General features: G+C 45.9%; 8 protein-coding genes. 4 read left to right on the plus strand and 4 right to left on the minus strand.

All coding sequences use genetic code 11. The features are described 5' to 3' along the window. Nucleotides 1-141: 141 nt before the first annotated feature. From QZ735_RS13955 to hutI, 3 genes are all read right to left on the minus strand, one after another. Complete coding sequence (locus QZ735_RS13955; RefSeq protein WP_294249539.1) at nt 142-1434, minus strand: NAD-dependent succinate-semialdehyde dehydrogenase; 1293 nt, start codon at nt 1432-1434, stop codon at nt 142-144. 121 nt (nt 1435-1555) lie between these two features. Next, a complete protein-coding gene (gene hutG / locus QZ735_RS13960) occupies nt 1556-2476 on the minus strand; it encodes a formimidoylglutamase (RefSeq protein ID WP_294249541.1) in 921 nt (306 codons plus the stop codon). Nucleotides 2477-2674: 198 nt separating this feature from the next. Beyond that, a complete protein-coding gene (hutI, locus tag QZ735_RS13965) occupies nt 2675-3898 on the minus strand; it encodes an imidazolonepropionase (protein WP_294249543.1) in 1224 nt (407 codons plus the stop codon). Nucleotides 3899-4152: 254 nt separating this feature from the next. On the opposite strand from hutI, the gene ruvB reads away from it, so the two are divergent. The 4 genes from ruvB (at nt 4153) to coaE (ending at nt 7410) form a co-directional block, all read left to right on the plus strand. Beyond that, complete coding sequence (ruvB, locus tag QZ735_RS13970) at nt 4153-5175, plus strand: Holliday junction branch migration DNA helicase RuvB (RefSeq protein WP_294249545.1); 1023 nt, start codon at nt 4153-4155, stop codon at nt 5173-5175. Nucleotides 5176-5255: 80 nt separating this feature from the next. After that, nucleotides 5256-5867, plus strand: a complete 612-nt coding sequence (locus tag QZ735_RS13975) for an FMN-binding negative transcriptional regulator (RefSeq protein ID WP_294249547.1) — start codon at nt 5256-5258, stop codon at nt 5865-5867. Between the two features lie 23 nt (nt 5868-5890). Beyond that, nucleotides 5891-6757, plus strand: a complete 867-nt coding sequence (locus tag QZ735_RS13980) for an MBL fold metallo-hydrolase (protein ID WP_294249549.1) — start codon at nt 5891-5893, stop codon at nt 6755-6757. Nucleotides 6758-6774: 17 nt separating this feature from the next. Then, a complete protein-coding gene (coaE, locus tag QZ735_RS13985) occupies nt 6775-7410 on the plus strand; it encodes a dephospho-CoA kinase (protein ID WP_294249551.1) in 636 nt (211 codons plus the stop codon). 202 nt (nt 7411-7612) lie between these two features. Here coaE and QZ735_RS13990 read toward each other — a convergent pair whose 3' ends face one another. Further along, nucleotides 7613-14095 carry a GEVED domain-containing protein gene (locus tag QZ735_RS13990; RefSeq protein WP_294249552.1) on the minus strand — a complete coding sequence of 2161 codons (6483 nt, stop codon included), beginning with the start codon at nt 14093-14095 and terminating at the stop codon, nt 7613-7615. Between the last annotated feature and the right edge of the window lie 329 nt (nt 14096-14424).

The following is a 14424-nucleotide window of genomic DNA, read 5'->3' on the forward strand; positions in this document are numbered from 1 at the left end:
AGAAGTCTCCGGCGGAGTTCTGTCCTTTCTTTTGTAACATAAAACAGCACTTTCTGTGGATTTGTTTCCCTGATTTTCTTGATAAAAGACAATGTACATTACCTATTCATTCATACATTGTACATTGCAACTCATCCGCTGTCAGTTCCCCACAATCGTCTTCGCCGTTACAAACTCTTTCAGAGCCAGTAGTGAAAGCTCCGTTCCATACCCTGAGGATTTGGTTCCTCCAAATGGAAAACGCGGATCCGAGCTGGTCATCCTGTTGATGTTTACCGTTCCGGATTCAAGGTTTTCAATGAAAAACAACTGTCGGGTCTTATCGTTGGTCCACACGGAATTGGAAAGTCCGAAAGGAATATCGTTGGCTAATTGTAAGGCTGTTTCATCATCCTTGGCTGTCATTACCATCCCAAGGGGCCCGAAGAGCTCTTCCTGAAGGATCGGGTTTCCTTCCTTTACCCTGATGAGGCCGGGCCTGAATTCATTATCCGAAATCCTTTCGAGGGGAAGGATAATTTCCGCTCCGTGTTCCAGTGCCTTTTCAAATTGCTTTTCCAGGTCATCCGCAAGATCGGGTCTTGCCATGCCGGCAATTTTTGTTTCCTTATCCATCGGGTCGGCAGGAACGTATTTTTTATATTCTTCAATAAATTTCGGAAGGAAAGCATCTTCAATTTTTTCATCGATGATAAATCTCTTGGCAGCCACGCAGGTCTGCCCACAATTCTGCAGCCTGGCTTGCGCACCTGTTTTGGCCGCTTCGTCCAGATCCGCATCATCCAGAACAATAAAGGCATCGCTTCCTCCGAGTTCCAGCAGCGACTTCTTGATCTTCTGCCCTGCAATGGAAGCTACTTCCGCTCCGGCTTTCTCGCTTCCCGTTAAGCTTACGCCCGCTATGGTCTCATGTTCCAGCACTTCCCTTACATCTTTATGACCGATTTCCAGGTTCTGGAAAATCCCTTCCGGAAAACCCGCTTCCAGGAACAGGTCTTCAATGGCATTTCCGCTTCCGAAACAGATGGAAGCATGCTTCAGTACCACTGTATTCCCTGCCAGTATCGCAGGAACGGCAAACCTCAGCACCTGCCAGAAAGGGAAGTTCCAGGGCATCACTCCCAGGATCACTCCTTTCGGCACAAAATGAATTTCCGAATAATGATATTCCGAATCTATTTTCTCCGGCTGCAGAACATTTTCAGCATCGGCATAATAGTTCATCATCAGGGCACATTTCTCCACTTCCGCTACCGATTGTGAAATTGGCTTGTTCATTTCCCTGGTGATAATGGTGCCGTATTTTTCGGCATTGGTTTTCAGGATGCCGGCCGCTTTTGCGATCAGTTTCTGGCGGTCTTCAAAGGATACTTTCTTCCACTGAGAAAATGCCCGGTCGGCCTGGTGTAATTTATTTTCAATTGATTGTTCCATACGTTGATCCGTATTTTAAATTCAGGTAATTATCGAGGTTGCTTCGTTTAAAGCACGGTGTAAGCAACAAATGCCGTTCCTTATTCTGATCTGTAACAATGATTTTTTCTATGAAACCGAATCATGCCATAAACCATTCATTGATCAAAGCAGCGGCAAGCCTTGCCGTCCTGTCCTGTACATCGTAGACCGGATTTACTTCAGCAACATCCAATGCAAGCAATTTCTTATTTTTCAGGATATGCCGGTAGAAATGCATGAATGCGGCGTCCGTAAAGATACCATTGTAAGCTGAAGCTGAAACGCCGGGTGCTATGGAAGCGTTGAAAACATCCATACATATGGTAAGATAAGCATAATCTACATGGTTTAAAAGATCGTCGATACGTTGGTATACCGACGGAAGGTTTTCAAAGAACAATTCATCGGCGAGAATATATTTCATATGGTACCGGTGAGCGGTATCGAATAGTTTCAGGGTATTTGAATTTCGCTGGATCCCGATATGCAGGGAATGGATATCGCCCTCATTGGCTATCTGCCAGAACCCGGTTCCCGAACTCGGGCCAATGCCGGTTTCCGGCTGCCGGTTATCAAAGTGGGCATCGATATTGATGATCCCGATTTTCTGTTCGGGGAAAGCCGTTTTCATGCCTAAATAATGGGCATACATTACTTCATGGCCTCCGCCAAGCACCACTGATTTTCCGCCCTTCAGCAGCACCTTGGAAACCCTTTTTGCAAGATCATTCTGGGTCTGCTCCAGGTTTTGGTCCATGCATTCCACATTTCCGAAATCCAGCAGGGAAAAATCAGGAAAAATAACGGGAAAATTGGCCATATTTTTCCGGATGAGATCCGGGGCATCTTTGGCACCCTGGCGGCCTTTGTTTCTCCGGACGCCTTCATCCACGGCAAAACCGTGCAGAACGAAATCATTCGGTGAGACCGCATCATAGCTCTCCTCTTCTCTTACTCTCTGAAATATCCTGTGGAAAAGTAGTTCTTCTCCATCCCGTCTTCCCTGCCAAATGTTATCCATGATTCTGATGGTTTTGTATATGCTTTGGAACTGAATGTTTCATTTGCTTCAATCCGAATACATATTCTGTTCTTACACTCCCTAATTTACAATTTCTTTTAACAGCTTTTGTGCTTTTTTATTTTTTTAGCCGGTACAATATACTCTATGGCGCTGATTCCGGTTTATTTATCCCTGAATATCCCTGCAGGAGCACCATTATATTTTACTGCCGTCAATATAAACCGACTCGGCTTTCAGGCTACCCTGCTGATACAGAATGTTCTGAAAATTATCCGTCTTAAAAGTAACAAAATCAGCCTTGGCACCTGCAGTCAGCCGCCCCCTGTCTTCCAGACCCAGGGCAAATGCTGATCGAAAAGTAATCCCTGCCAGCACTTCAGCGGTAGTCAGTTTTTCAAACGTGGCCAGGATGGCGGCCTGGGCAATCAGATTCCCCATAGGCGCAGATCCCGGGTTCCAGTCGCTGGCAATGGCCAGGATGGCACCTGCATCCAGTAGTTTTCGGGCCGGAGTGAATCTTTCCCCTAAGCCCAGGCTTGCACCGGGCAAGGCTGTGGCTACGGTATCGGATTGTGCCAGGAATTCAATATCCTCATCAATGGTAGCCTCCAGATGATCCGCAGATGCAGCACCTGTTTCCACGGCAATTCTTGAGCTGCCGGGTGTAAACTGGTCGGCATGTACCGTAATTTTGAAACCCAAATCCTTAGTTTTAATCAGGAATTCCCGGCTTTCTTCAGGTTGGAATGCTGATTTCTCAATAAAGATATCCACCCGCTGTGCCAATCCTTCTTCCTTTACTTTCGGTAAAATTTCAGTAAGGATGTAGTTGAGGTATTCCCGGTTGCTGCCCTCAAAATCCCTTGGTTTCAGATGGGCAGAAAGACAGGTCGGAACCAGGGTAGCTTTGGTCTGCTGCTGAGCCTGCCTGATGATGCGGAGCATTTTTATCTCATTTTCCGCATCCAGTCCATACCCGCTTTTGATTTCAATGGTGGTAATTCCCAATGAAACCAGGAAATGTATCCTTTCCAGCAGGGTATTCAGCAGTTCTTCAGAAGAGGCACTGCGGGTATGCTGTACGGAACTCCAGATCCCGCCTCCGCTTTCGGCAATTTCCAGATAGGTTTTCCCGGCGTTGCGCATGGCAAAATCGTTGGCCCGGTTTCCGCCGAAACAGATATGCGTGTGGGAATCAACGAAAGCAGGAAGCGCAACCTGTACTCCTTCTATTATTTCCGTTTCGGCATCAGGATATTCCGCCTTTAACGCTTCGAAATTCCCGGTCTTGCAGATGGTGTTGTGGTCTGTAACGATACCGCCATCGATGATGATTTCGAGCTGATCGTCTGAAAGTTTTCCTCTTAACGGGAGGTCGGCAAGGGTAATAACCTGCCTGAAGGGGCCTGTAATTTTCATGTAGTGGTTTTAAATCTGAAATCAAATACCGGCAAGGCATCTGCCGGAGTTATCAGGAATTTTCCGTGAGTTCCTCCAGTCCGGCCTTTCCGAGGAAACCGGCTGCGGGCTTATGATGGCGGCAAGGTATTTTATTTTTCTTCTTTCTCAAAAATACTTAAAATATTTCTGGTTCTCAAATCTTAATTTTTATTGTTCCGGAATCTGTCCCTTACCCTAAATTTCCTATCTTTACGGTAAATGAAATTGAATTAATGCCTGACTTTTTACATCCCGATAAAGACAATTTTTCCCGCGATGAACTGATGCAGGAAGAACAGATCCGTCCGCAGAGTTTTAAGGATTTTGCCGGACAGAGGAAAACTTTGGAAAATCTCGAAGTTTTTGTAACGGCCGCCAAGAAACGTGGCGGAGCGCTGGACCACGTGCTTTTGCATGGCCCTCCCGGCCTTGGTAAAACCACGCTGGCCAATATTATAGCCAATGAGCTGGGGGTCGGCTGCAAGATTACCTCGGGTCCGGTCCTGGATAAACCCGGAAGCCTGGCAGGCTTGCTGACCAACCTGGAGGAAAACGATGTTCTCTTTATTGATGAAATCCACCGCTTGTCTCCGGTAGTGGAAGAATACCTGTATTCTGCCATGGAAGATTATAAAATTGATATTATGCTGGAGACAGGCCCGAACGCCCGGAGCGTACAGATCGGCCTGAATCCCTTCACGCTTGTAGGAGCTACTACCCGGAGCGGAATGCTCACCAAGCCTATGCTGGCCCGGTTCGGAATTCAGAGCAGGCTGGAATATTACACCATTGAACTCTTATCCATGATCATCATCCGGAGCGCCAGGGTGCTGGGCGTGAAGATTTATGAAGATGCGGCGATTGAGATCGCCAGAAGAAGCCGCGGAACTCCCAGAATTGCCAATGCCCTGTTGAGAAGGGTTCGGGATTTTGCCGAAATCAAAGGGAACGGCGAAATTGAAATCAACATTACCAAATATGCGCTGGATTCCCTGAATGTAGACGAGTATGGCCTTGATGAAATGGATAACAAGATCATGCGGGTCATGATTGAAAACTTTAAGGGAAAACCGGTCGGTATCTCCGCTTTAGCGACCTCCATTGCAGAAAACCCGGAGACCCTGGAAGAAGTGTATGAGCCTTTCCTGATCCAAGAAGGATTCATCATCAGGACTCCCAGAGGACGTGAAGTAACGGAAAAAGCCTATAAGCACCTGAATATTGCCGTTCCCAGGAATCCCGGAGAACTTTTTTAGCTCAGATAAATGTTAATTTGAGACCGCTATTTCCACCTGGCTCCCTGAAACTGCTTTTGAAAATCTTATGCAAACAAATCATGTACATTCCTGCCCTTTATAAAAGTAACGACTTTAATCTGATGAGAGACATTATCAGGGAAAATGCCTTTGCCCTGCTGATTTCTTCATCCGGCAGGATCCGGGCCACACATTCCATGATGATGCTCAATGAAGACGATCCGGAAAATGTGTATATTGAAACCCATATTTCAAAAGCCAACCCTCAGGCGAAAATCCTGAAGGACGGAGATGAGGTATTGTGTGATTTTCTGGGAGCCCATACCTATATTTCAAGCAGCTGGTATGACCATATAAATGTATCAACCTGGAATTACGAAGCCGTACAGGTATACGGCAAAGTGATGCTGATGAACCCTGTAGAATTATACGGACATCTGGAAAAACTCACTGCGAAATATGAAAAAGCACAGCAGTGCCCTGTTCTGGTTGAAAATATGGGGGAAAGCTTTGTAGAAAAAGAAATGAAAGGAGCCTTTGGCATCAAAATTATACCGGATGATATTTTCATTCAGCAGAAGCTCTCCCAGAACAGAAAGCAAGATGATTTACTCAACATTATCTCCCATCTGGAGAAGGGGGATGAAAATGCAGTGAAGATTGCGGCAAAAATGAAAACGGTTAAAAAATAAACAGTATAAAAACCTGATATTATATGAAATTATATCCAATACAGTGCGGAAAATTTAAACTGGACGGCGGTGCCATGTTCGGAGTCGTCCCGAAGAGTCTGTGGGAAAAAACCAATCCTGCAGACGAGAGAAACCTCATTGAACTGGGAACCCGCTCCCTCCTGGTAGAAGACGGAAAAAAACTGATCCTGATCGACTGCGGCCTTGGCGATAAGCAGGATGAAAAATTTTTCGGACATTACTCGCTATGGGGAGATGATACCTTAGATAAGAATCTGAAGAGATACGGATTTGTAAAGGAAGACATCACCGATGTTTTTCTTACCCACCTCCACTTCGACCACTGCGGAGGAGCCATTGAATGGAATGATGACCGTACAGGCTATCGCCCTGCTTTTAAAAATGCCCAGTTCTGGACCAATGAAAACCACTGGCAATGGGCCACAGAACCGAACGCCAGAGAAAAGGCAAGCTTCCTGAAAGAAAATATCATCCCGATCAGGGAAAGCGGACAACTGAACTTCCTGCCGCTTCCCTCCAATGGAAATTATGGCTTCGCCCCGGACCTTAAGATGGATGTTATCTTTGTAGACGGCCATACGGAAAAGCAAATGCTGCCCGTTATCCAATACCAGGAAAAAACCATTGTTTTTGCAGCAGACCTGATTCCTACTGCAGGACACATCAACCAGGTTTATGTCATGGGTTATGATACCCGTCCGCTGCTGACCATGGAAGAAAAAGGAAAATTCATGAAACAGTGTATAGACAATGAATACCTGCTGTTTTTTGAACACGACGCCCACCACGAGCTTGCCAGCCTTAAAATGACTGAAAAAGGAGTACGGCTGGATGAGACCTTTAGCTTTAATGATGTTTTCGGATATTAATAATGAACTGCTGAAACATGGAAGAAATATATTCAGAAAGCCCGAAAGCAGAACCGGAACCGTTACCGTTGCCCAAGATTATCGGCCTTACTGGCGGAATCGGTTCGGGAAAGACTACCGTAGCCCAATTCATAGAGGAATTCGGATTCCCGGTCTATTATTCGGATGAAAGGGCGAAACTTATCGTTAATGAAAGCCATGAGCTGCAGCTCAGGATCAAGGAACTGCTTGGAGCAGAATCTTATGACTCCGCCGGCCTGTACAACCGTAAATTTGTGGCGGAGAAAGTTTTTAATGACAAGGAACTGCTGCAACAGCTGAATGAAATCATTCACCCTGCCGTTCGCACCGATTTTGAGAACTGGGTAGCCCGGCAGACCAAATACCTGGTGTTTAAAGAGACGGCCCTGCTTTTTGAGCTGAAGCTGAACCGGCAGTGTTACAAGTCCCTGCTGGTTACCGCCGAAGATAATATCAGGATCAAAAGGGTAATGGACCGTGATGGTAAAACCTATCGTGAAGTCCAGGCAGTCATGGAAAAACAGATGCCTGAAAAAGACAAGATCAAGATGGCCGACTGTATCATCTACAACAATACCAATCTCGATGATCTCAGAGAACATACCGAAAAAGTGATTTTCGATATCGATTAAAATGTAATCCGCCGGAATCATCCGGCGGTTTTCCTTTACCGGCCTGATCTGCCAGACAGGATCAGCTGTGCCGCACTGGTAATCCTCTATCTTTTTCTTTTTAATAAAACCGCATAATTCTGTATCCGCCCGGCTGTAACAAAACAGACCTCCCATTGTGGGAGGCCTGTACCTTGATTAATAATAAATGTATAACGTTTGTTTATTCTTTGATGAACTTCTTCTGAACGGAAATATCATTCCCGTCCTGAATATCGATGACATATACACCGTTGATCAGGTTATGGACGTTGATGCTGTTATTCAGAAGAACCCCTTCTGCGACCAGCTGCCCGGCTGCGCTATAGATTTTATAGCTCGCCTTTTTACTGATATTCTTCACGTACAGGACAGATTTAACAGGATTCGGATAAATCATAATGTCCGTCTGGTTCAGTGGATTCGGAACAACCTGCTTCGTAATCCTTACAGTATAGTCCTCTACTTCTCCGTCAGCGAAATTGCTACAGTTTACCGGTATGGCATCTTTGGCCATAGCCACCCTCATTACTACATATTTGTAGTCTGTAAGGCTGACAAATGCATCTGCCGGCACTGTGAAGCTTCCGCTTACGGTATTGTCTGAGCTTGGAGATGATACCAGAACCCTTTCATTGATATCGAAATAACCGTTTCTGTTGAAATCGATCCATACTGCTACTCCAGCCTTTCCGTTTCCTGAAAGTTTCTTTTCAATGGTGATCTGGTTATCGGAAGATCCCTGGATCATCTGAATAAACTTGGCAGGAACTCCGGTATAATCGGTATAGGTGGATGCTGCTGATGCATTTTCCATCTTCGGCTTACCGTTCGGACTCACTGTTACTTTTGAAATAAACTGTGTACTTGTAGTAGAGCTCATCTGACAGTATACTACGGTAGGCGTAGTAAACAGATAAGGCAACGTATAGGTTCCCGGTGTACCGTTACATACGTTTACTACCTGCATTTCATACTGCGTGGTTTCCAGCAGGCCTGTAAGGGTAACCGTATTGGTGGAAACGGCAACTGACGTCCAGCTCGGAATTCCTACTTTTCTGTATCTCAGGATATACGTTGCTCCCGGGAACGGCGCCCAGGTTACTACGGCCGTTGTAGGCGTCAGATTGGTAATGGTTAATCCCGGAGGCGGTAACTGGCACGTTCTTTCCGTTGTAAACACTTTAGGGTTTGACCAAGGATTTACCGTTGTCTCACCATTACAGATATTGGCAACCTGTACCTCATACGTGGTATACGGAAGCAGGCCTGTAAGCGTAGTGGTATTGAAAGGAGCAGCCGTTACGTTTACGGTTACCCAACCGGTAGCTCCGCTGCCTACGATTCTATAGCGTACCTGATAAGTAGCACTTGCCGCTACAGGCGCCCAGTTTACTACTGCTGTCGTAGTCGTTATCGTACCTATGGTCACATTCGGAGGCGTAGGATCACATCGTGTCGTGAAAGTCTGAATGGCCGTAAAGGTTCCCGGCGTCGTTCCGCAGCTTGAAGCAATCTGCACATCATAGGTGGTGGCAGGCGTCAATCCTGAAAGGTTAAGCGGCGGGTTTCCTGATAACGTTGAAGCGGTAACTTCTGTCCATGGTCCTGTTCCGCTTACCCTGTATCTTACAATAAACGTAAGGCTTCCGGATGGTACCGTCCAGGTAACATTGGCAGAAGTGTGGGTAATGGTGTTGAATGTAATATTCGTAGGCGGCGTTACAGAACAAGGTCTGAGTTTTACGGTATAATCTTCCACCTCTCCGTTTATGGCATTCTGGCACATTATCGGTGCACTGGAACGCTTCAGTACCACTCTCATGGTTGTCGCAAGAGGACCATTGTATGCGGTTGAAGGCACATTGAATAAAGCCGATACGGTAGAAGTTGTACTGGCAGCAGAGCTCATAATCAGTTCAGCCGTTTCGAAAACTCCGTTCCTGTTGAAATCGATCCAGGCATATACGGCATCACTCTGAGATCCTGAGGCCCAGCCTTTGGTGACAGAAATCTTGTTTCCTATAGAGCCGATTTCCAGATTCACCAGGGTGGCAGGAGCAGTATAACTGATGTAGTTGGTCTGAACCGAAGTATTACTCATCGGAGGAATACCCGGATTTACGGAAGTCATGGTTACATTGGAAATGAAATCATTGGTTCCGGTACCGGTCATATTACAATACGTAATCGGCGTTGTCGTAAACGGTGTGGAAGCAGACCAAGGTCCCTGTACCCCACCACAGATCGTTGCAACCTGTACTTCATAAGCGGTCTGTTCCGTAAGGCCCGGAATGTTATAGCTGTTCCCGGTGATCGGTAAAGGAGAGACATTCCATGTTCCTACAGGACTGGTCGTTCTCCATCTTACCAGATAAGTAGCTCCTGTAGCGGAAATCCATGACACGGTAGCTGTGGTAGCTGCTATATTGGTCATCACAATGCCGGTAGGAGCTGCCGTTGTACAAGGCTGTATATCTACGAATTTTACGCGATAGTCCTCCACTTCGCCATCGCTGGTAAGCGGTGAGCAGGCATTGGAAGGAGTCAGGAAGTATACGATAACCCGCATTTTTACAGGGTTTGTACCTGAATAAGCCCATGCAGGAACCGCAAATGTAGCAGTAACCGGTGTGGTAGATGAATAGCCTAAATTCATAATCCTTTCACCTCCACCTGTACCGATCGGGTTGTTATCAAATATACCGTCCCCGTTCAGGTCAATCCATGCATAGGTGGAATACGTACTGGAAAGAATTGTTCTTCCTACAGAAAGTACGTTTCCGGTTGAATTTCTGGCTAAGGTAATGATCTTATTAGGATCGGTGGAATAGTCGGTATAGGTGCTGGCCCCTGAATTATTGGACATGGCCGGTGTATTGGTCCCCGTTACCGTAATGTTGTTGATATATCCGTTGGTAACAGAGGATGTTACCGGAGTACAGTAAGTAGCTGCCGGCGTGGTGAAGTTTACAGAACCTGACCATGCTCCTGTAGCACCGCCACACATGGTAGCCACCTGAACCTCATAAGTTGTAGCAGCATTCAGGTTAATGATGGTATAAGGATTGGCAGCCGGATTGATGACCGTCCAGACACCTGTTCCTGTTCTGTACCGTAGCTGATAGGTAGCTCCTGTAGCGGAGATCCATGATACCTGCGCAGTGGAAGCTGTTAAGTTGGCAACGGTAACGGAGGTAGGCGGAGCCGTAGTACACGGAGCCAGATCGATGATCTTAACGGCATAATCCTCAATTTCGCCATTCGCTACAGTGGCACAAGGGTCACTAATAGTGGATGTAGAGAAAATCACCCTCATTCTCAGCGTTAACGGACCGTTGTAAGATGTTGCAGGTACCGTGAAAGTTGAAGTGATAGGAGAGGTGGTATTCGCTGTTGTGCTTATTACCCTTTCTCCGGTTTCAAAGATACCGTTCCTGTTGAAATCAATCCATGCTCCCACAGCCAGTGAAGACGTAGTGGTGGTTAACCAGGATTTGGAAACGGAAATACTGTTGGTATTGGTATTTCTTACCAGAGTAATCAGCTTTGAAGGATCGGGGGAATAATTGGTATACGTATTTGCCCCCGAGTTATTGCTCATTACATAAGAACTTGTTGGACTTACGGTTACATTGGAAATATATCCGTTCGTATTGTTATTTGAAGTAATGGTACAGTAAGTGACTGCCGGCGTAGTAAACGGGAAAGGAGCGGTAAATGTCCCCGTAGTTCCCGAACATACGTAAGCGACCTGCACTTCATATGGTGTCTGTTCCGTCAAGTTATTGATGGTATACGCACTGGTGGTTAACGGTACGGTAGTCCATGCCGTTGTTCCCTGTTGTCTGTACTGCAATATATAGGTAGCTCCTACGGCAGGATCCCACATTACATAAGCAGAGGTTGCCGTGATATTTGTTACGGTAAGGTTCAGCGGAGCATTGCTGGTGCAGGCAATCGGCTGAATAAGCTTCACTGCATAATCCTCCACTTCCCCGTCATTAAAGTTCTGGCACATTACCGGAGCACTCAGATACCTCATCGCAACTCTCATTCTCGTTGTAGCAGGACCGTTATAGGCCGTTGCCGGAACGTTGAATGTAGCGGTAACAGGTGTATTGGTATTCGAAGGAGTATTCATTACCTGCTCGTTGGTTTCAAATACGCCGTTTCTGTTGAAATCGATCCATACCCCTACGGCTTCACTGAACTGGGTTCCCGGGAAGAATTTGGTTACAGAGATGTTATTCCCTGTGGAGCCGATTACCAGGTTTACCAATGCGCTTGGCGTATTGGAATAATCGGTATACGTAGAGCCTGCGGAATTATTGCTCATTACCGGAGCTCCCACAGGGGTTACGGTAACATTGGAAATATATTCGGAAGCAAAATTATTCGAAGTCATGGTACAGTAGGTAAGTCCTAATGTAGTAAACGTTACCGGAGCGGAGAAAGGCCCCTGTACGCCGTTACAAACCGTTGATACCTGCACCTGATACTGGATACCATCAGTTAATCCGGTAAGGTTGATCGAGTTTCCTGCAGAAGTAACGGTAATCCATGTAGGGCTTCCTACCGGACGGTACTGCACAACATAGGTTGAGTTTGCAGTGGCAGTCCATGAAACGGTGGCCGTGGTCTGGGTGATGGCAGAAACCGTAATATTGGTAGGTGCCGCTCCTGTACAGTTTAACAGGGAAGATACGGTAACACTTCCGATGGCATAAAATACATTGCCAACTGCACTTACCCGGATTTTCACTGTCCCTCCTACCGTAAGGCCGGCAAGTGTCAGCGATTCGTTTCCGTCATTCGGTGTAGAGGCAGTAGCTACTGTCCAGGTTACTCCGTTGTCCGTAGTGTAATCAATTTTTACATTGGCCACGTTATAGGGGCTTGCCGTGGTATTCGCCACATCCCAGGTAATGGTGGTAGGACCGTTATTATAGGCTGCTGCAGTCGTTACTTTAAAGGGACCGTCATTGCCGACTATGATCTGCTGGTTGGCAAACTGGGTCTGCTGCTCGGTAGCCACCGGATTATTATCCCGTACCGTTACTCTGAAATTGGTGGTTCTGGCAACAGTAGAAACAGATTCCCAGCCGTTGTTGGAGTTGTTAAGAACCCCGGCCAGTACAGAAGACAGTTTAGGGAAATACCTGGTTGGACTTGCGGTAGGATTGAAAGACCGGAACGATGCTCCGGACGTAGTGGTTCCCAGGTTATTTTTGTTGATGGTTACTGTGGCATTATCCATTTCTTCCCAGCAGTAGGTCATAGGGTCGTTTTCAGCATCTGTAGCCGAAGCCGTCAGTACGAACGCGGTTCCTTTAGGGATATTATACGTTGGCAATGCTGCAATAACCGGAGGGTTATTGGTAATCACTGTTTCAACATCACAGGTTTTGCTTGTCAGGTTGGCCTGTACCTGACCGATGCTGGCAGCATGGAAATAAGGATCGGAATGAGCCTGTACATCAGTATTGGCTCCCGTAATTCCGGCATATCCCATAATGGTTGAACCGGAACCAGGCTCTACGTTCACTCCGGTACCCTCGAGACCGTGGGAGAAAGTGTGATTGGCTCCCAGCTGGTGACCGATTTCATGAGCTACATAATCGATATCGAATGCGTCGCCCTGAGGAATCCCGTTGCCGGGAGACGTAAATCCGGAACCCTTTCCTTTGGGTACTCCTGTAGTAGGATCAACACATACGCAGCCGATACAACCGGCATTTCCACCGCCTCCGGAATCCCCGAATAAATGGCCGATGTCATAATTTGCATTTCCTACATTGGCAGTCAATGTCTGCTGTAATTGGATATTCCAGCCGTTTGCATTGTTTGCATTGGCACCGGCTGTTCCTACGGCCGGATCAGAATAAGGATCGGTAGCCCCGTTGGTATAAATGACATTCGGGAAATTCTGCAGGTTCAGATGGAGGGCAAAATCTTTTTCAAAGACACCGTTGCATCTGGTTAGCGTAGCATTAATAGCCGTCAGAGCTCCGGCCACTGTTCCTCCGAAGTATTGCGTATATTCACCTGTCACAGACATTGCCAGTCTCATCGTTCTGTATTTTTTGTCAGATGATTTGGCAAAATCGGTAGTCTGGTTGGCAAATGATTTCCCTGATGAATACAGCTTTTCGATCTCCATTTTGGAAAGCCGGTTTTCATTCATGGAACAAAGGAACCCTTCGTTGCTTTTGTCAGTTTTCGGATGCACACCGTAAACCGTTTTGTTTTTATCTGCAGGCTCTATAAATTCATAGTGCCCGTCTTTGATGATCATCGACTGAAAATCACCGGGCGCCAGGCTGAACCTGAGGTATTTGCCGGGATCATCAATCCCGACTCCTACGTAGGAGCCAAGCTGATACTGATCTGCCAGTTCTTTTACAACTACAGGAAAGCTGTACACGGCAAATTTTTCAATTTTTCCTTCTAAAGTCGGCAAAGAAATGGTAACGGGTTTCGCATTTTTACCCGTTTCCTGTGCTTTTGCCAATTGAGACTTTAGTAAAGAAATGTCCAGTGCGTAGTAGCTCCTGATATCAGAACCTGCCCCGGACTTTTCTCCTCTGAATACAGCGGGACTCCATTGTGCACTGGTGACCGCAAATAAAAAGAAGAAAAAGAAAGAAGTAAATGTTTTCTTCATAGTTTTCTCAATATTAATTAAATAACAACGATAACACTTTGTTATCAATCTGTAAATATAAACATTTTTAAATTATAAAATCAATAAAAAGAATCATAAATAACATATAATAAATAAATCAATAGTGAATTAATAATAATATATTATTTATCAATAAAAATCAAACATATTATTTAATTATTGATCAAAGCTTACCAATTTTAAAATACACCATCAAAATCAAAATTCGTTTTAAAATAATTGTTCATTTTCATGCTAAGCCAGAAAATTTCCACATTCCCGATATTCATCAAAAAAAAGATCCTCAGGCAAGCCTGAGGATCTTGTAT

This window comes from uncultured Chryseobacterium sp. (assembly GCF_913776365.1).
In the GTDB taxonomy this organism is placed as follows: domain Bacteria; phylum Bacteroidota; class Bacteroidia; order Flavobacteriales; family Weeksellaceae; genus Chryseobacterium.

Bases quoted from the DNA above. Each gene is read 5' to 3' on its own strand.
- ruvB (WP_294249545.1), top strand. From the start codon at position 4,153: ATGCCTGACTTTTTACATCCCGATAAAGACAATTTTTCCCGCGATGAA.
- QZ735_RS13990 (WP_294249552.1), bottom strand. From the start codon at position 14,095: ATGAAGAAAACATTTACTTCTTTCTTTTTCTTCTTTTTATTTGCGGTC.
- QZ735_RS13980 (WP_294249549.1), top strand. From the start codon at position 5,891: ATGAAATTATATCCAATACAGTGCGGAAAATTTAAACTGGACGGCGGT.
- QZ735_RS13975 (WP_294249547.1), top strand. From the start codon at position 5,256: ATGTACATTCCTGCCCTTTATAAAAGTAACGACTTTAATCTGATGAGA.
- hutI (WP_294249543.1), bottom strand. From the start codon at position 3,898: ATGAAAATTACAGGCCCCTTCAGGCAGGTTATTACCCTTGCCGACCTC.
- QZ735_RS13955 (WP_294249539.1), bottom strand. From the start codon at position 1,434: ATGGAACAATCAATTGAAAATAAATTACACCAGGCCGACCGGGCATTT.
- hutG (WP_294249541.1), bottom strand. From the start codon at position 2,476: ATGGATAACATTTGGCAGGGAAGACGGGATGGAGAAGAACTACTTTTC.
- coaE (WP_294249551.1), top strand. From the start codon at position 6,775: ATGGAAGAAATATATTCAGAAAGCCCGAAAGCAGAACCGGAACCGTTA.